This is a genomic window from Enterococcus malodoratus, assembly GCF_027659535.1.
GTDB lineage: Bacteria > Bacillota > Bacilli > Lactobacillales > Enterococcaceae > Enterococcus_A > Enterococcus_A malodoratus.
In genome coordinates this window covers 173681-192864 of sequence record NZ_JAQDPG010000007.1, presented here as the reverse complement: position 1 = coordinate 192864, position 19184 = coordinate 173681, and the positions used below count along the sequence as shown (strand labels likewise).

Here is a 19184-nt window from a genome sequence, read left to right as displayed (position 1 = left end):
TGTTTTTGTTGGAATCCCATGCTACGGTTGTTAAAAAGGAGGGCTCTGCATGAAGGCTGTCGAAATCGCTCAACGCCGCAAAGAAATTACCGAACTTTTATATCAGCAAAATGAACTCAAAGTCAGCGATTTAGTGAAAACATTTCAAGTCTCCGACGAAACTATTCGCAAAGACTTAACGTACCTTGCCAAAGAAGGCGTTTTGAAAAAGCAGCATGGCAAAGCGACTTTAGTAAAGGAAAAAGAGTTGGCACCCGTCTTTCAACGGACCACGCAGTTTCCTGAAAAGGATCGGATCACACAAGCTGCTTTAGCTCTCATTACGAATGAAGATTATTCGATTGGCTTAGACCAAGGCAGTACACTAGCGCTTTTAGCAAAAAAAATCTTGCCGTTAAAAGAAAAGCAAATTTTTACCGGTTCGCTCGCGTCCATCACGCAACTCGCAAATGGACATCACAAGCTCTTTTGTTTTGGCGGTGAGTACTCTCCTGCTGATATGGCTTTTCGCAACAGCGGAAATGAAATTCTTCCCGATATTCATTTTGACCTATGCTTTTTTGGTTCCAGCGGTGTAAAAAATCGCAAAGGCTTTTGTACATCTTCTTTGATCGACGCCGAAGCCAAACGACGAATGCTGAAAAAATCTACTAAAAAAATCGTACTGCTGGATCAAACGAAATTTGAAAAAACCTCACTTGTACAAGTGGCTCCTTGGTCAGAAATCGACGTAGTGATCACCAGCAAAGGTTTGCCGCTCGATTATGAGCGAATGATCAGCGCATACGCAAAACTAATTTTGGTCTAAAAAAATGTGCCGAATACACTCGACACATTTTTTACTACATAATTTCAATGTCTAAATCAAAGTCATCATCAAGACCAACTGCTTGAACATCCTCATCAGCGATTGGTTTTTTCAACGCGATCACAATTCCGGCCGTAATGACTGAACCGACCACTGTGCCGAGAATATAGACTAGTGGATTTTGTGCTACCGGAGCAACGATCCAACCGCCCCACGGCGCTGGATTTCCTGCACCTAACACCATCGCTATCGCCGCACCAATTGCACTGCCGATCATATTGGCCGGAATACAACGTAACGGATCTGCTGCAGCAAAAGGAATCGCACCTTCTGAAATTCCTACTAATCCCATGACGATCGCGGCTTTTCCCGAATTTCTTTCTTCAACGGTGAATTTTTTCGGTGCAACAATTGTCGCCAATCCCTGCCATAATCGTTAAAGCAGTAGCACTAGGTAAGCCGGTCGCAGGATTGATTGTTCCAACCATTGCGGAACCAAAGCTAAAGGCCACTTTATTGATGGGGCCTCCCATATCAGAAGCGATCATCGCACCTAATACCAGTCCAAGTACAACTAGATTTCCTGTCCCCATTGACTCTAACCATTTCGTTAACGCAGTCATCAATGCGGCAATCGGCTGCCCAATCACTCCATACATCAAAACACCCACGATCAATGTTCCAAACAAAGGAATGATGAAAATTGGACCGAGTGACCGTAAGCTTGAAGGCAATTTGATTTTCTTTAAATAGAAAACGACAACCCCAGCTACGATCCCTGATAAAATTCCTCCTAAAAACCCTGCACCGATATTACTCGCAATCAACCCGCCGATAATCCCAGGTGCAAGCCCCGGTCGATCAACCATTGAAAACGCGATATAACCAGATAGAATTGGTACCATCATCCCCAGACCAGTAATTCCAATATTGGCAATGTCTGCTAACCAGCCTTTATCCGGCACAGAAGCATTTCCTGAAAGCAAAACACTTAATGCCAATAAAATCCCGCCTGCAACGACGAAAGGAATCATATATGAAACACCCGTCATCATATTTTTTCTTGTATCTTTTAATAGCTCAATCATCCCGATTCCTCCTATTTCGCCAATTTCTGTTGGATTTTTTTGACGATCGCTTCTCCCTTATTAATGCAGTCTCCAGCACTCACACGAACAACCGGTTTGCCTTTGAAGCGTTCTTCATTTTTGATTCCGATGTTATTGGTTAAAATCACCGCATCCGCACCATTGATCTGATCCATCGTCAATTCATTTTCAATTCCAATTGATCCTTGCGTTTCGACACTGATCTCTACCTCATTCTTTTTAGCAGCGACGGCTAAACTTTCCGCAGCAAGATATGTATGGGCTACCCCAGATGGACAAGCTGTTACAGCGACTAATTTCATAAATAATCTCTCCTTTTTAAATTACTTCCTAAGCAACGACACCCGCTAAACTATCATTTAACAAATTGACGATTTCTTGATCACTTGAAGCTTGCTGCAATGTATCTCGAAATTCTTGATGGACTAATTTTCTAGATAATCCCGCAATAATTCTCAAGTGCTGATCTCCTTGGCACTCTTCTGGTACTGCTAGTAAAAAGACTAAACCAACATTTTCCCCATCTAAACTTTGCCAATCAACTTTATTTTTTAAGCGGCCAAAAGCCACTGTCGTTTCTTTGACATGAACACTTTTTCCGTGGGGAATCGCAATTCCGAAACCGATCCCTGTTGTTGTCAAATTCTCTCGTTCTACCACGCTCTCGATATAACCGGCATGATCATGCAACCGTCCGGCTTGATTGATTCGATCGGCCAAAACATTGATAGCCGTCATTTTGGAATCAGCATCTATTGCTAAATCGATTAATTCTTCACTGATTATTTCCATTTCTCTACCTCCTAGTAATATCGTTATAAATTTCTTCTGCCGCCCTTTTAGCAAAAAAGCGATTTAACTGTTTTTCAGATTGAACAATTTTATGAATATCAGTGATTACACCACGCACAAGTTTACGATCACTCTTTGCGATACACATCAGCAAGACATAATGAACCTTCCGTTGATCCCAAACAATCGGATCAGCCAAAGTAACAATCGAGATTTTCGTCTTCAAAACATTTTGGGGCGCGGCATGAGGAATAGCTACCCCTGTTGCCAGTGCTGTCTCTCCAATTTCTTCGCGATCAAAAACTTCTTTACGGAATGCGTTAGTAACTATCTGCTGTTTCTCCAATTGAGTGATCATCCAATTTAAACAAGTTTGTTTATCTGAAAAACATTTTTGTGTGTGAATAAACTCCAGATCAATCACTTCTTTCAAAAATGGAAAGTCTAATTTTTCCGTTTCATCCGACTCTTCTGAATAGAATAAGTTCGAGTAAAGCGTAGTAATATTTTTGATATCTTCTTGCGTAACCAATGTCGAGACTTTGATAATCGGTTTGTGGACATCGTTCAGTCGAATAGAAGAAATGATCAAGTCTACATTGTCCAAATTTTTCTTGTAAAGTTTATCGATAGTTGTGATCTCAGCGATATCTTGTGCTGGCAGGATACGTTTGATCTTATTGAAGATTAATTCTGACGTGCCGATTCCATTGGGACAAACAATCAAAATTTTCTTTCCATTTTTACTTTTCTCCAGTGACACCTGGAAATACATGGCTACCAGCGCCACTTCCTCATCATTGAAATGAACACCCAATTTGCCTTCCACGTTAGCTAACGCATACCACGTCGCACTAAAGGTAATGGCATATTGACTCCGGATTTCTTCAACCAGAGGATTCGTAATGGCAATGCCCATTTTCAAACGATAGATCATTGGGATAAAATGACTAGCGAACCGCTCCGTTAATTGCTGATCAGCCAGAAAATCAACCTGCATGATTTCACTCATATTTTTTAAAATCTTTTGAATAGTCGTTGCGTACTTTTCGTAATTGTTTCGTTCTTTGGTGTTAGGTTTGACACCGTAACCGACCAATTGCCGATTCACATAAGAAATATCTTCTTCGTCATAGTGACAAACCATTTTTGAAGCGACATGCTCAAGCAGCTCATTAGCGATCAAATAGGTGTCGATCATTTTGATTTGATCAAATAGAAATTCTTTTTCTTCAATATGTCCGTTCTTCGTTAAACGGAAACAGAAAACAAGTAAGCGAATAAGCAATGATTTAACATATTGTTCTGGAAGCAGGAAGTCGTTTTGCCTTTTTAAATCTTCAACCTGTTCAACAATTATTTCCACTAATTGTTGCGGAAACAACTCAAGTAAAATTTTTTGTGCTTCCTCATGAAAGAGCTGTTCTGTGTCAATCCCGCGAGCCTCCAAATAGTCTTCACAAAAACGAAAGAGACCATTCTGTATTTCTTCCTCATTGCCGATACGTTTTGTTCCACGTTTCGAGGCTGTCAGTCTGATGCGATAATTCTCACTGATCTTTTCCAAATCATTCGCAATTGAACTTGGACTCACATGAAATTGCTGTCCCAGCATTTGTTGCGTCACTACCTCATCATCAATCATTAAACGTTTGGCGATCTGCCATTGCCGCTCCTGTGTTCCAATGACAATCTCTGTCAAACTCCCCGTGATTCTTTCCAGAAATCGCATTTTTTCTTCAACCGATCCTCTTAATTGAATGCCGATTCGTGGTTTCTTTTCTAAAACAAGTGATTCATCGGCTAATAAAACTTGAATTTTTTCTAGGTCAGAATAAATCGTTCGACTCGATTTTTCTAACTGCTGGGAATAAAAGGAGACTGGCATATAGTTTTCATTCTGAACAAGTAAATGGATCAATTTTTTCTGCCGTGGATTCAATCCTTTCATTTTTTATTCCTCCAATTGTAAGCGCTTATCAATCTAACAAAAAGATAGCACAGGTTTTTTCTATTGTATAACACATGAAAGTTACACATTAATGTTGAAATTTATTCATCGTGATCACTTTAGATCTATTTGAATGGTTGTTTTGTTCAAATAAAGCTTGCAGCAGCAACGTTTTTCGTTAATACCTTAAAAAAATAAGATTCCCTAGAAAAGGAACTCCTCCATCGAAAGTCACCGCTGTTTTGCACATATGTGCAATTAATAAAAATAAAAAAAAGCCTTGCCAAAAAAATTTTGGCAAAGCTTTTTCTATTCATCTAATGGATTTTCAGGTTCTTCTTCAGCCTTCTGCAAGAAGACCTCACGTGGTTTGCTGCCAGTAGATGGTCCGATTACGCCATGTTCTTCTAATTCATCTACGATTCGTGCTGCTCGATTGTAGCCGATCCGGAAACGTCGCTGCAAGAGAGAGATACTAGCAGTCTGCATATCAACCACCAGTGCTTTAGCGTCCTCATACAACTCATCCTGTGGTGTTTCCGATGGTGATGAGGTCGTTTCTTCTGTCGGCATCATTTTCTCTTCATAATGCGCTTCTTGCTGATCCGAAACAAATTCAACTACGCGTTCCACCTCGTGATCTGAAATAAATGCTCCTTGTACACGAATAGGTTTATTTTCACCCATCGGCAAGAACAGCATATCTCCTCGACCTAAAAGTTTTTCAGCACCATTGCCATCAATGATTGTCCGAGAATCCGTTCCGCTTGAAACAGCAAAAGCAATCCGTGAAGGAACGTTCGCCTTAATAATCCCTGTAATGACATCCACACTAGGACGTTGTGTTGCAAGAATCATATGGATTCCGGCAGCCCGCGCCATTTGTGCCAGTCGAGTAATCGCGTCTTCGACTTCATTACTTGCGACCATCATCAGGTCTGCCAACTCATCTACAATCACAACAATGAACGGCAAGATTGGACGATTTTGTCCATCCTCCATATTTTTCTGAATCACTAATTCGTTGAATCCGGAAATATTACGAACTCCAGTAGCCGCAAATTTTTCATAACGTTCTTCCATTTCCTGAACAACTTTTTGCAACGCCTGGGCCGCTTTCCGCGGATTGGTCACAACAGGTGTCAATAAGTGAGGAATACCATTATAGACATTCAACTCAACCATTTTCGGGTCGATCATCATTAGCTTCACTTCATTAGGTTTCGCCCGCATCAAAATGCTGGTGATGATGCCGTTAATTGAAACCGACTTCCCGCTACCAGTTGAGCCCGCTACTAACAAGTGAGGCATTTTGGATAAATCAGCGGTTTGAACCATTCCAGAAATATCACGTCCCAGCGGTACTTCTAATAATTTGTCTGGATGATTGGGTTGAGCTTCGATAATATCGCGGAAAGAAACCATGCTGATCGTACTGTTAGGTACTTCGATCCCAATCAAGGATTTCCCGGGAATCGGTGCTTCCATCCGTACATCTTTTGCCGCTAAAGCCAAAGCAATATCATCGGTCAAATTAACGATCTTGCTAACTTTCACCCCGACAGCCGGCTGTACTTCGAATTTAGTCACCGATGGACCTAAGCTGGCTTTGACAACTTTGGCATCCACGCCAAAACTGTTGAAGGTTTTTTCCAACACTTTGATATTCTGTTCGATTTTTTTGTATTCATCGCTTTGATCCGCCGCTGGTATCGAGTCTAGTAAAGTTGAAGGCGGTAATTGATAATCATGATCTTCCGGTTCCGCATTGATCTCAAATTCCAAATCACCAGGATCATCGATTTCTTCTTCAGCAAGCTGAGGTTTTTTCGCGGGCATCGGTGCCTCTGATGTTTCCAGATTTTCTTGGAAGCCCTCGATCGGTACTAAAGTCATTTGTTCTGGCTCACTGACTATCTGTTCCTGATTTTCTTTCGCTAACTGCTCGCCAGGTGTCAACGAACGAACCATATTTTTCTTCTCGCGTTCTGCTCGTTCAGCTTCCAACTTAGCCTTTTCCGCCGCTTGCTTTTCAGCTTTGGCTTGGGCTTTTTCAGCCTGACGTTCTTCTTTTTTAGCAGTTCGCAAGGCTTTCTTTTCATCCGATTCGGAGAATTTTTCCTGCAGCTTATCCACAAAACTACCTAGATAATCCGTCACTTGATTAAACTCAAGGAGACTGAACAAGAAAATACCGAGGATTAATAACAAACCGGCGATCAAATAGCTGCCGACCTGCGACACTAAGAAGTGAGTCAAATTATAGAGTGCCGCACCTAGCATCCCGCCGCCGACATTTTGCGTAATTTGATTTCCTAAGAAATCTGTCATTAAAAGATCCCACGTTGTCTTCAAAATATTAGGATCTTTGCTTTCCACATTTACAAACAGACGTGCATGAAGAATCAATAAAACGCCGAGATAAAAGACGCCAATCCCAATCCAACGTCGCGTTTTTGTCAATCGCAACTTAGTATTTTTCGCCACAAGCAGCGCCCCGTATAGGCCCAATAACAGTGCTAAAAACTGATACGTGTTTCCGCCGACTAAGCGTAAGACATTCGCAATCAAGTTGCCTAAGAAGCCCAGCTTAAATAAAGCGAAGACCGCAAATAAAATAAATAAAAGCCCAATCCCGATAATCAGGCGCTGTTCTTGTAGTTGTTTTTGCTTTTTAGTTTTTCTTTTTTTCTTTGTACGCTTTTTTTGCGCCATGTTATCCCTCTTTCCATTCTGTACCATTATACAAAAAAAAGAAGGCGAACAAAAGTTTTGCTCGCCTTTTCTTTATGGATAAATAAAGTTTGCGTAGTTTAATGGTAAAACGAACCCAACATCGCTGTTAACGTCCAGTTTTAGAGAGATTTTCTGCTTACTCTTTCGGTAAAGACAATTCTTCGCCAAACCATTTTTTCGAAATTTCTCCGTATTTTCCATTTTCCTGTAATTCTTTGAAGGCACTGTTGATTTTCTTGACTAACTCTTTATCACCTTTACGGGCACCAACCGCAAAGTTCTCATTTTTGAACCCAACACTGAAAATATTATAATCGTTTAGCTTATTGGCTTGTTTTAGATAATAATCAGCATAAACCTTATCGATCAATAGTCCGTTAATTCGGCCATTTTCAAGGTCGATCATTGCTTCATTGAAGCTAGCATATAAAGTAGCATCATTATCTTTAACAATATCTTTCAGCGTTTTCGCTTGGTTGTTAAAAGCTTCGTAGCCAGAGGATCCTTCTTGTGCACCAAGGATTTTCCCCTTCATGTCTTCCGCTTTAGTAATATTACTGTCTTTCTTAGTTACTAAAACTTGTTCATTTTGTGCATAAGGATCAGTAAACAACACTTTCTTTTCCCGTGATTTTGTTACTGTGTATCCATTCCAAATCAAATCAATTGTGCCGTTTTCTAATTCATTTTCCTTCATAGACCAATCGATCGGTTGGAATTCTGCTTTAATATCGTATTCTTTGAAGACAGCTTTAGCCAAATCGACATCGAACCCGACAATTTTTCCGTCTTCATCTTTAAAGCCCATTGGAACAAAAGTATCATCTAAACCAATCGTCACTTTTTTATCTTTCTCAATCGTTTTCCAACTGTCGTCACCGCTGGCTTCTTTCTTGCCGCAAGCTGTTAAAGTTACTAAAGTTACTACCGCTACCATTCCCAAAACAATTTTTTTCAATTTCATACTTTCTCCTCCTAGTGTTGTCTTTATGTTTAAACTCAAAAAAAGAATACTGAGTCTCACTACCAAATCAATTTTATTTAATTGGTTCTACCTTCAAAACATGATCCCCGATCTCTTCAGCAAATACTAAATCATGGGTTACGACAATCTGTGTGACCCCATCAGCTTTCAACTCTAAAATCAGACTTGCTACTTGTTGACGCAACGCAGGGTCTAACGCACTTGTTGGTTCGTCATAGGCCAGCACTTTGGGATTCATCGCCATAGCACGAGCAATCGCCAACCGTTGTTTTTGCCCGCCAGATAGTTGATAAGGATAATTACTCAACAATTCCTCAATCCCTAACAGACTCGCTAAATGTTGAGCCTTATTCGTATAGGTTTCTTTGTCCTGTTTCAACACTAGACGCGGACCGATCGTGATATTGTCTAATACACTCAAATGCGGAAATAGTTGGAAATCTTGGAAAACAACGCCCACCACTTGCTCCTGTTCTTTAGAGCTCGTTGGATCAAAAGGCTCTCCATCCAATAAAAATGTTCCGCTGTCCGTTGTTTCTAACCCAGCCAAGGTTCTCAGCAGCGTCGTCTTTCCTCCACCGGAAGGACCAACGATTGCTAATATTTGTCCATCTGGAATAACCAGATCTAAATTATTGATAACTTTTTTACTGCCAAAAGATTTATTTACATTTTTTAATTCAATCATTTTTTCCACCCGCCTAACGATAATAGTTCAAACGATTCTCTAGTTGTTTCAGGATAACTGACGTCACACCTGTCAGTGCCAAATAAATAATTGCTACTCCAAATAATGGTAATAAGGTGGTATCTCGTTCCATCGCGATTTTACCAGCCCGCATGACATCTGATAATCCAAGGATATAAACCAAGGATGTATCTTTTACCAAGTTGATGACTTCATTACCAACAGACGGTAAAACGATTTTTACAACCTGAGGAATAATAATTCGTGTAATTGTTTGGACAGGCGTTAAACCGATCACTTTTGATGCCTCATATTGACCCAATGGAATTGATTGAATCCCGCCGCGAAAAATTTCGGCGTAATAAGCAGCATAGTTCAAAACGAATGCGAAGAGTGCGGCTTCAAAACGATCAAAAATAATTCCCATTAATGGCAATCCATAAAATACAAATATTAATTGCAATAATAATGGTGTACCGCGCATGATCCAAACATAAAAACGTAAAATCCATTGTAATGGTTTAAAACGACTCGCTAGCCCAAACGATAATAAAATTCCCAGCGGCAATGAGCCCAATATCGTATAAGCAAATAATTTCAGTGTAATCAATGCCCCCTGTAATAATTGCGGCATGACCTCGATCAAATAATTCATCCCAATATCCCTCCATGTTATCGAAAGTTGTACGGCCTTTCGAATTTCTTAATCTTGACTCCGTTGATTTCAGTTTAGGCAGAATAGCGTAATTGACAGCTAGCTTCCACTAATGAAATTATTTTTCAAAAGGCGTGAAAAATAATTTTAACCTCACCACGCATACTATCCAACTAGACCCATTGACAATTCTAGCCAGCTCCAGTTTGGGTAATCTTTTTCTAAAATACAGAAAAAGATTTCTATTGTCGTACGCATACGATTCCGCTAAACTATTCGCTCAATAATTTATTCAGATACTGTGAATAGTGCTCGTATTCTGAATAAACTGCGAAAAGCGTAACTCGCAAAAAAACGCCCTCTGGTATCTCTACCAGAGGACGTTTTACACGTGGTTCCACCTCATCTTTGTTCCTTTCTCACGAAAAGAACCTCGATAGGTCAGTGTCCAGTCGGTGAAATAAAAAAAGTCCTTTAGCCGCTAGGGCTAAAGGACGTAAATACGTGGTTCCACCTTTTTTTATCGTCGTCTCACAACAAACGATCTCAACTGGTCAATCTGACCTCTGCGCTAACGGGCTCTCCCGGACCAACCTACTGATTTCAGCTGATCGACTCAAAGATGTGGTTCACAATTGATTGCTGTCTCTTCCCACCAACCAGAGACTCTCTTGGAACAAATAAATTGCTACTCTTCTTTTCATTGTCGTTTGATTAAGTTGAGTCATACTTTACACGCCTTTATCGGGTTTGTCAATAAAGAACTTTCATCTTTTTATCATACCTATCAAATTTAGTTTTTAGAAACAAATTTGAATTTTGTCCACGGCTTCAAAAAGTCTAGCATAATCAACTCTTCTTGTGGAATTTTACCAACTAAATTTTTCCGTGAATCACTATGCGGTTCCAAGACAATTTGTAATTCATTTTTGTATTTTCCAAAATCATCATTACCGACTACGACATCTCCAACCTGAAATTCTTGTGTATTGTCGTGAACAGGATTTGCAACATCGCCATATTTTACCCGAACCATGGTCGAACGAACAGCAGTCGCCGTAATATCGCCGCGGCGGAAATGTTTTGGATCAGCAACGATTTTACGTTCTACTTCTGTTGCATCCGGTACAAATTCGATACCTAGACTTAATTTATAGCGATCAACAGCTGCGACTTTTTCTAATTCTTCATCAGAAGCATACGCATTTCCGATAATCACCGTATCAATCAAGCCAGTCGCAAACATGTGACGTGCCTGCAAATCAATCGGCAAATGACGATGCATTTCTAACGTTGGCAGACCATCATTAATATCCCAAGGACCATATTCAGCATCATGACTAGTAATAAATGCCGCTGTTTTGATACCATGACCTTTGAAGCGTTCGCTGCAGCTGATAAAGAAATCATATGGCAAAGCAGAACCTTCTTGTGGATAAAAATTGTGACAGCCATAAATAAATGGTTCATTCGCTTCATAAGACAAAATATTATCAAGATAAGCGACATTGTTGCTCATGTTCAATTCAATCGCCAAACCTTCTGGATTGTAACTCAACATGGCCTCTTTGTTTCCATCAAAGCCTTCATCCAAACGAATGCCTTCTGCGCCAAGCTCTGCAAAAAAGCTTAAATCATCGTAGGAAATTCCTAGATCATCAAAAATTGAGGGCGCGATGTCCAAGACTGTTTCAAATCCTAAATCTTTCGCGTAATGGATAATGCCGCCAAATTTTTCGCCGACCTTTTCTTTTCCCTCAGTCACTTCCAGCATGCTCATAAAAATTCTAGAATAGCCAAGCTCTGCTGCTTTTTTAATGTAATCACGGTCCGCCTGCGGATCGCTATGGTCGGGATATACCGAAATACCTAGTTCACGTTTCAATTATTTTCCTCCTCTTTGGGTTAGTCTACTAAACCATTTTTGTCAGTTACCTCTTTGAACCAATAACCAGATTTCTTCACTGTCTTGATTTGGGTATGAATATTGTTTGAAATAAAACCATAACGGTTTTTGTAAGAATTTAACCAAGACCAGCAGTCAATTGGTGTCCACATGTGGTAGCCAAAGCAATTAGAACCTTCTTCGATTCCTTTATGCAGCCATTCCAAATGTTCTTGCACAAAATCGATTCGATAATCATCTTCGATTATACCATCAGCATTTTTGAAGCGCTCTTCATTTGAAACACCCATGCCGTTTTCAGACACGTACCATGGAATGTTCTTATAATTTTCTTTGATGTTCACAGCGATATCATAAAGTGCTTTTGGATAAATTTCCCAACCGCGGTCTAAGTTCACACGACGACCCGGCATATCATAAGCATCATAATAACGATCCGGCATCCATTCACCCACAGAGTTCGGCGCCACATCAGGTGCTTTCACGCGATTTGGATGATAGAAGTTAACGCCTAGAAAATCAACTGTGTTGTTCTTCAAGATTTCTTTTTCTTCATCCGTTGTTTCCCATAAAACTTTGTCTTTTGTTAACAGCTCTTCCAACTCAGCAGGGAAATGACCATAAACTGCTGGCTCTAAGAACATTTTGTTGTTCCAAAGTTCAGCGATTCGTGCTGCTTCTTGATCTTCTGCTGCCTCTGAAGCTGCATAAGTTGGCGTTAGATTTAGAATCGTACCAATTTGTGCATCTTTGATAGCTAATTTGCGGAATGCTTGGATTGCTTTAGCCGAAGCCAAATTCAAATTATAGGCTACTTGTACTGCCTTTTTCCCGTCCACGATATTAGGATAGTGAAATTGGAATAGGTATTCGCCCTCTACTACAACCATCGGTTCATTATGTGTTGCAAAGAATTTCACTCGATCACCGAATAATTCAAAACATTTTTCTGCGAAGCCAACATATAAATCTACAACCTTTTTCGATTCCCAACCGCCATATTTATCATATAATTCTACCGGCAAGTCAAAGTGATGCAGATTCATGACTGGAGTCATACCTTCAGCCACCATTGCATCAATCACATTATTATAAAAGTCTACAGCATCTTGATTAACAGTATTTGTTTCTAAATCATCAATCAGGCGACTCCATTGGATACTCGTACGCAGACTATTCATACCGATCGAGTGCATCATCTGAATATCTTCTTTGTAGCTGTTGTAAAAGTTTGATGCGACATCCGGTCCGACTTGATTGTGGAATTTTTCCGGTTCGATCTCAAAATGATAATCGAAGACATTGGCATGTTTTTTGTTAAAGCGTCCTTCACTTTGTGGGCCAGATGTTGCAGCGCCCCACCAGAAATTATTTGGAAAAGTTTTCATTGTAGATCTCCTAACTCGTAATAAGGTATTTATTTTTCTTTTAAGAAAAATAAGTTTGATGCTCGTCACGCATATCATTCTACTAATGATTTAAAAATTCAAAGTAGAACTGACATCCTAACTCGTAATAAGGTATTTATTTCTTTTTTTAATACAGAGAAATTGATAAAGAGGGTTAGGGATCAAGTGATCCATAACCCCCCCAGATAAATCTTATGCTTCAGATACTTTTTTTAGTTCTTGTCTTGTTGCTAATGATACGAATGGTACATACATAACGATTGAGATAACCAAGTTAACTGCCGCTAAAATTGCTCCTGAGAAGCTTTGAGTAGCCAAGAAACCGCCAATAATTGGTGGTGTTACCCATGGTGGCATAACCGTTGCTGCTGGCACCCAGCCAAAGCTTGTTGCAAAGTACGCAGTTGAAATACAGATCATAGGTGTCAAGATGAATGGAATAAACATAATTGGATTCAATACCAACGGTAAACCGAACATCAATGGTTCATTGATGTTGAAAATACCCGGTGCTGCAGCCAAGTTGTTTACAACCATAAATGGTTTATTCTTACGTCCAACTAGATAGATAGCGATGATTAAACCAATTGTTACCCCTGTACCACCCATATTTACAAATGAATCGACGAATGGTTTGTTAACAATATACGGTGCTGCTTTTCCTGCTGCTAATGCATTAGCATTCGCTTCAATCGCTGGTGCGTTAATTGCTTGCATGAACGGATCGATCATGTTGGCACCATGTAATCCAAAGAACCACAAGAATGGTGTAATAAAAGCAATCAAAAGTGCTGAACCGTAAGAGTTAGCTAAGCCCATGAATGGTTCTTGAACCAATGCATAGAATTCAGCGAACATATCTTTAACACCAAATCCGGCTATAATCGCTGCGATCAAACCAAAGATTGAAACAGTGATCATCGCTGGGAATAAAGATGCGAATGAACGAGCAACTGCTGGTGGCACACCATCTGGCATTTTGATAACTAGCTTTTCATTACCAACTAAACGAGTGAAGACTTCTGCAACGATGATACCTACGATCAACGCTACGAACAACCCCGTAGAGTTCATTCCGCTAGTTGCTGCACCTAAAGTAAAGAAAGAAGCAACGGATACAACCCCTGCACCTACTGGATCTTTACCATAATGATGCGCTAAGTTATAGGCAACTAAGAAAGCGATGAAGACTGATAGAACACCAAATGTTCCGTTCCAAACAGCACCGCCGAAACCTGTCCAAGAATCCCCACCGAAAATGCCGTTCATGAACTTACCAAATGCTGGAATACTTAGTGACAAGTTATTAAGCATTACCGCTAATGCCCCTAAAATCATTAACGGCATGGTTACTGTAAATGCATCCCTAATTGCTATCAGATGACGCTGGTTCCCGATTTTTGACGCATGCGGGATAAAGTGTTTCTCCATAAAATTGATAAATTTATCCATTTTTTTGTTTCCCCTATTTAGAAATAATCGTAAAAACTTTGTCGACCTTTTGGAAAAATCTCAGCTTCAAACCCTTTTGAGGCTGTTGCCTTACCGAGAAACAGTGCTTCTGCTAAGGTTAATTCTCCCAATAATAATTCACTCCATCCATGAATCGAAGCTTTTATATCGCCTGCTTTTTGTACTTTTTGACAACTCCCCTGACTGACAAGCCAGCTACCAACATTCCAAGGACATTCTCTATCTTCAGTTACTTCTAAAATAATTTCTTTTTGGTAAATCGGAAGTTTCGGTAATAATTGCTCAATGTCAATAATTCGACTCATCATGTAAGGCTCTAAAGTAATCGTAAAGTATTCTTGTTCCCGAAAACATTTTTCAATTATCTCATGAACAGGTGCGTGATAAAGAAATTCTTCAAATGATGAGACATGGGATTTCAAGTACGTTAATAATTTTCGCAACGCGAATTCGTTCTCATAGACGAGCTCATCTACTACTAGCGTGTTGCCTTGCATTCGATAGATAATATAGCCTTTCTCTGCACCAGAATCATCGTAAGCTACGGCATAAAAACGGTGCGGGTAATACTCATTTAGTCGTTCCCACCACCAATCTTCACGGACAACCGTTCCGACTTGCTGCTGCATCAGCAAATGCTGATATATTGATTGGATCGTTGGCTTCATCTGCTGCCAGGTTCCACGTTTGACATTCCCCCTTCTTTCACTTGTCAAATAACTAAAGGCTAGTGCTGGAATGCGATATGTTTTTCTGCGGCTTGTAGGCTCATATCCAAATTGCCGATAAAAATCTTCTGAAAAAGGAGCTAGCTGAGAAACCGCCACGCCCTGTTCGTATAGATCAGACAATAATTCGGCCATAATACTGCTAATGCCGCCTTTGCCTCGGTATTCTGGATAACTGGCTACGTAACCAACACCAGCCATTTTGACTCTTTGCTGAAAAAGTTGAATCTCAAAATGATTCGCCATAACTAAATTAGTCAATTCATCCTCTTGATACACACCATAACAATCTGCATGTTCATAGCGGGATAAAAAGAGCGGATCATCAATGATTGTTTGCTGTTTTCTAAAAGCGTATTCAATTAAACCTGTGATCGCTTTCAACGATTCTTGATCACGAGCTAATTTCATGGGATCACTTCCTATTCGTTCCCCAAACGTTTGTAAAGATCAACGACTTCTTTAGCCATGTCGTTAAAGGTGATACTAGTCATCAAGTGGTCCTGACTGTGAACGGCCAAAAGAGTTACTGTCATTGGATTGCCACTCGCTTCTTCGGTTAACAGCCCTGTTTGAGAATGATGGGCTTCAACTAAAGCTTGATCTGCCGCGGTAAGTTTTTCTTGAGCTAGGGCGAAGTCGCCTACTTTAGCTGCTTGAATCGCCTCCATCGCATCGCTCTTCGCGTTGCCGGCATTGATGATCAACCCCATCACTGCTTCTAATTGTTCTTGACTCATTGTTTCGCTCATTTGCTTAGCTCCCCTTCTACTTCCTATTTCATAAGTTCTAGCGCAGTATTTAAAACAGCCTCGCCATTCATCATGCCGTAATCTTTCATATCAATAACTGCTACTGGAATACCTTTGTCAGCTAATTTTGTTTCGAATTGGCCTTTCATGAAACGAACTTGTGGGCCTAACAATAAAACATCAACTGGTTTGCTTGCATCTTCTAATTTTGCATCTGCTTCTGATGCTGAGACTGCAAAGATATCTGATTCTAATCCTGCTGCTTCTGATGCTTTTTCCATTTTTGTTACTAATAAACTAGTGCTCATTCCTGCTGCACAAACTAACATAATTCTTTTCATATTTGACACTCCTTAATATTTTTATTGTTCACTTTATATAAAGCAATTCGCGTGCCAACTTTTTGGCCGCACACAAGCTGTCGTGATAAGGTTTTCATCTTACACACAAAAAAACTAGGATTACACACTGTGCAATCCTAGTTCAACTCGATTATCTTCAAGCGTCTTAACGATGTAAGCGATGTCGTCTTCAGTAAAGCGAACATCGAATTGTTTTTCGATCAATGACAGATTAGCCGCGGTTTGATTAAATCGTAACTGATGCTGCTGATGAAAATATTTAACATTCTCAAAACTTGGTCGTTCTTCACTTTTTTTGATTTTATCAACCAAGAAGGCGATGTGAACACTCAATGCCTGCATTGCTGTATTTTCAATAATCAGCTCTTGATCTTTACGGATCAGCTGCAAAACATCATCAATTAATAGAAACAACGTTTTGACATCTAACTCCGGTGAAAAGTTTTTGGTTAGAGAATCCACCATCTCTGGCAGCGTGATTGTGCTCCCTAACAAATCCTGAAATTCTAAAATCTTTTCTCGTTTAAATAAATTCATTGCCGGCACAAAAGGAATCTTTTGGTAATGAATCTCCATCGTCCCTACGATCGCGACAATGTCCTTATGAGTAATCAATTGATCAATCCGATGTTTAAAACTTTCACGTTCCAGCGATTGCATCTGAATGATCTCAAATTCTTCCAAATTAACGATCTGAGAGACCACTTCATTTAATCGCTTAGACACACCCTCACCAGTAAAACAAGCCACGATGATGACCTTCTTCTCATCCTTAGGCGTAGGCTCCTCTAAGCGAACCATCGTTTGAAACATCGAGATGACACTCGTATAAATTTCTTCTAACGAACGATTCAACGTCGCCAAACGTAAACTTTCCAATACCAGCATTGTACTCGCCATTGATATCACTCGCGTACGAATTCCCATTTCATGGAATATAAGATTGCCAAAGTTATTTGGTGACCCCATATCGGTCAAAAGAATAATCCCTTCCGAAAATTCCTCTCGTTTGCTTTGTATATAATTTTTGATTTGACCATACATTTTTTCAGTATTCAAAGTCAGCGGCATATTAAAAGCAATTCCATGTGTTGTCCCTAAAAGTTCCTGAACGGTTTCTAACATACTCGAAGCCGTCGACTTTCCATGCATGACGACTAGTACTGCGACTTGCCGTTCATCAACTTTTTGTTCTTCCTGATTGTCCATGGTTAGGAACATCGTGATAAATCCGATCTCATCTAAGGGGATCATGATCGCATAAGCTTCCTCGATTCGATTAGAAAATTCGATCGCTAATTGAAACTCCTTGGAATAATTGCGGCGGATATCATTCAAATTGGGATGAGAAATGAATTGATTGCCGCGAATCCGTTCTATTGTCGAATTGATATGCAATGCAAAAGCAAAACGAACCTTTTCATCATATTCGCGATTCATTTGGTTGGAGGCAAAATCATACAATTCATTGACCAGTTTCCATAAATCATCGGAAATAATTTCTCGATACGCATTCGTATGAGAAAGTTCCTCTACATAGGTCTCAAAATACTGATCCACATCATCAGAAATCAATTCTTCTAAATCGATCTCTGATAAATTTTCACGACCCAATTTCTCCAATTTATAAGTAATCGAATGGTAAACTTCCATATCCTTATTTGGATCTTGTCCCCAAACAACTTCTTCGGTCCCTGGCTTCAAAGTCAAATATAGATTTTTCTTATCCATGAAAGGCGTCAATTTGTCTTGAACCTCATTCATCCGCAACAGACCTTTTTGTACGACTAATGGCAGGTCTTCTTCTACAATCATCAATTTCTCAGATTCACTATTGGTTTGATGATGAAGAAAGGCCTTGGCACAAACCAATTTTAAGTCTCGTTTTAGCTGACCGATATTTCCTTCAGCATTATATAGAAGGAAAGCCAACAAACTCCGTTTATCAATCGCAATCTCCTGCATTAAACGATTGGCTTCTTGTTGCAGAAATTCTTTGATAATTGCCAGTCGTTCATCCAACGATCGATCTGCTAAAGAGGGCAGCTCTATCTGCATCGGAATACGTCGATTGAATGTGGATAAAAACATTGAGCTTGTCTCTGTCGTCGCCCCAATGATTTGAACAGAGGCTTGCTTTTCCTGCCCGTCGCCCAAAGAACGAAAGGTTCCTTTATCAATAAATGTAAAAAGCATTTCTTGTCCTTCTGGAGGCAACCGATGGATTTCATCCAAAAAGAGAATTCCGCCATCGGCCTGTTCCATCAAACCAGTCCGTGTTTCTTCCGCACCAGTAAAGGCACCACGCTTCACTCCAAAAATATGGCCGTAAAGAAGCTGCGGGTTTTGTGCATAATCCGCACAATTAAATGTAATAAACGGTGCAGTATCATCCAAAACCTTCGCAGAAACGGCAAAACGATACATGCATTCCGCGAACATCGTCTTCCCCGTTCCAGTCTCACCAAAAATGATGGTATGCAATCCGCGCGGAGGATATAAAATAGCCGCTTTTGATTTTTGAATCTGACTCTTAAGAGATTCATCACGACCAATCAGATTTTCAAAATTAATATGTTTTTCCAAAGACACCGTGACCACCTGAAACTTCACAGGGCGTCCATCAATTTTTTTTACAGTACCGTCTTTTGTCAATTCATTCAAGTAGCGGCTGACATTTGTTCGGTCAACCCCCATTTGATCCGCCAACTCTTGGGCCGTTTGTTCGTTAGGATTTGCTCTCAATGCTTCTAACACTTCATCTTTTCTTGATTTCAAAAAAATCCCTCCCGAAATTGGTATAAACCATTTACATTGTAACCCTTTTCTT

The 19184-nt window shown here is 40.0% G+C and carries 17 protein-coding genes and 1 other annotated feature; of the genes, 1 reads left to right on the top strand and 16 read right to left on the bottom strand.

Translation table 11 applies throughout. From position 1 onward, the window contains the following. Positions 1-49 precede the first annotated feature (49 nt). Positions 50-808: a DeoR/GlpR family DNA-binding transcription regulator gene (locus PGP85_RS13140; protein WP_270327895.1), complete on the top strand. Its 759-nt coding sequence runs from the start codon at positions 50-52 to the stop codon at positions 806-808. A 34-nt stretch (positions 809-842) separates the two neighbouring features. Here PGP85_RS13140 and PGP85_RS13135 read toward each other — a convergent pair whose 3' ends face one another. The 16 genes from PGP85_RS13135 to PGP85_RS13060 all read right to left on the bottom strand — a co-directional run bounded on the left by PGP85_RS13135 (position 843) and on the right by PGP85_RS13060 (position 19132). Then, positions 843-1229, bottom strand: a complete 387-nt coding sequence (locus tag PGP85_RS13135; RefSeq protein ID WP_270327893.1) for a hypothetical protein — start codon at positions 1227-1229, stop codon at positions 843-845. After that, entirely contained in the window at positions 1192-1896 is a 705-nt protein-coding gene (locus PGP85_RS13130) for a PTS fructose transporter subunit IIC (RefSeq protein WP_270327891.1), read from the bottom strand. Before PGP85_RS13130 ends, PGP85_RS13135 begins: the two co-directional genes overlap by 38 nt. A gap of 11 nt (positions 1897-1907) precedes the next feature. Continuing rightward, positions 1908-2219 (bottom strand): PTS fructose-like transporter subunit IIB, encoded by a 312-nt coding sequence (locus tag PGP85_RS13125; RefSeq protein ID WP_251866306.1) that lies wholly within the window; start codon positions 2217-2219, stop codon positions 1908-1910. 28 nt (positions 2220-2247) lie between these two features. Then, complete coding sequence (locus PGP85_RS13120; protein ID WP_270327887.1) at positions 2248-2709, bottom strand: PTS sugar transporter subunit IIA; 462 nt, start codon at positions 2707-2709, stop codon at positions 2248-2250. 4 nt (positions 2710-2713) lie between these two features. Beyond that, positions 2714-4660, bottom strand: coding sequence for a BglG family transcription antiterminator (locus PGP85_RS13115; protein WP_270327885.1), 1947 nt, complete (start codon positions 4658-4660; stop codon positions 2714-2716). Between the two features lie 309 nt (positions 4661-4969). Next, positions 4970-7375 carry a DNA translocase FtsK gene (locus tag PGP85_RS13110; protein WP_270327884.1) on the bottom strand — a complete coding sequence of 802 codons (2406 nt, stop codon included), beginning with the start codon at positions 7373-7375 and terminating at the stop codon, positions 4970-4972. Between the two features lie 157 nt (positions 7376-7532). Further along, the gene (locus PGP85_RS13105) at positions 7533-8360 is read right to left on the bottom strand and encodes an amino acid ABC transporter substrate-binding protein (protein ID WP_270327881.1); all 828 of its coding nucleotides are present in this window, start codon (positions 8358-8360) and stop codon (positions 7533-7535) included. Between the two features lie 73 nt (positions 8361-8433). Then, entirely contained in the window at positions 8434-9069 is a 636-nt protein-coding gene (locus PGP85_RS13100; protein ID WP_010739939.1) for an amino acid ABC transporter ATP-binding protein, read from the bottom strand. A gap of 13 nt (positions 9070-9082) precedes the next feature. Then, positions 9083-9724, bottom strand: coding sequence for an amino acid ABC transporter permease (locus PGP85_RS13095; RefSeq protein WP_010739940.1), 642 nt, complete (start codon positions 9722-9724; stop codon positions 9083-9085). 487 nt (positions 9725-10211) lie between these two features. Next, positions 10212-10437, bottom strand: a binding site (T-box leader). A gap of 80 nt (positions 10438-10517) precedes the next feature. Then, entirely contained in the window at positions 10518-11609 is a 1092-nt protein-coding gene (locus tag PGP85_RS13090; RefSeq protein WP_010739941.1) for a DUF871 domain-containing protein, read from the bottom strand. A gap of 20 nt (positions 11610-11629) precedes the next feature. Then, positions 11630-13018 (bottom strand): glycoside hydrolase family 1 protein, encoded by a 1389-nt coding sequence (locus PGP85_RS13085; protein ID WP_270327879.1) that lies wholly within the window; start codon positions 13016-13018, stop codon positions 11630-11632. Positions 13019-13231: 213 nt separating this feature from the next. Beyond that, positions 13232-14491, bottom strand: a complete 1260-nt coding sequence (locus tag PGP85_RS13080; RefSeq protein ID WP_010739943.1) for a PTS sugar transporter subunit IIC — start codon at positions 14489-14491, stop codon at positions 13232-13234. Between the two features lie 17 nt (positions 14492-14508). Beyond that, the gene (locus PGP85_RS13075) at positions 14509-15651 is read right to left on the bottom strand and encodes a GNAT family N-acetyltransferase (RefSeq protein WP_270327876.1); all 1143 of its coding nucleotides are present in this window, start codon (positions 15649-15651) and stop codon (positions 14509-14511) included. An 11-nt stretch (positions 15652-15662) separates the two neighbouring features. Then, the gene (locus PGP85_RS13070; RefSeq protein WP_010739945.1) at positions 15663-15992 is read right to left on the bottom strand and encodes a PTS lactose/cellobiose transporter subunit IIA; all 330 of its coding nucleotides are present in this window, start codon (positions 15990-15992) and stop codon (positions 15663-15665) included. Positions 15993-16015: 23 nt separating this feature from the next. Continuing rightward, the gene (locus PGP85_RS13065; RefSeq protein WP_010739946.1) at positions 16016-16333 is read right to left on the bottom strand and encodes a PTS sugar transporter subunit IIB; all 318 of its coding nucleotides are present in this window, start codon (positions 16331-16333) and stop codon (positions 16016-16018) included. Between the two features lie 120 nt (positions 16334-16453). Further along, positions 16454-19132 (bottom strand): sigma 54-interacting transcriptional regulator, encoded by a 2679-nt coding sequence (locus PGP85_RS13060; protein WP_010739947.1) that lies wholly within the window; start codon positions 19130-19132, stop codon positions 16454-16456. Between the last annotated feature and the right edge of the window lie 52 nt (positions 19133-19184).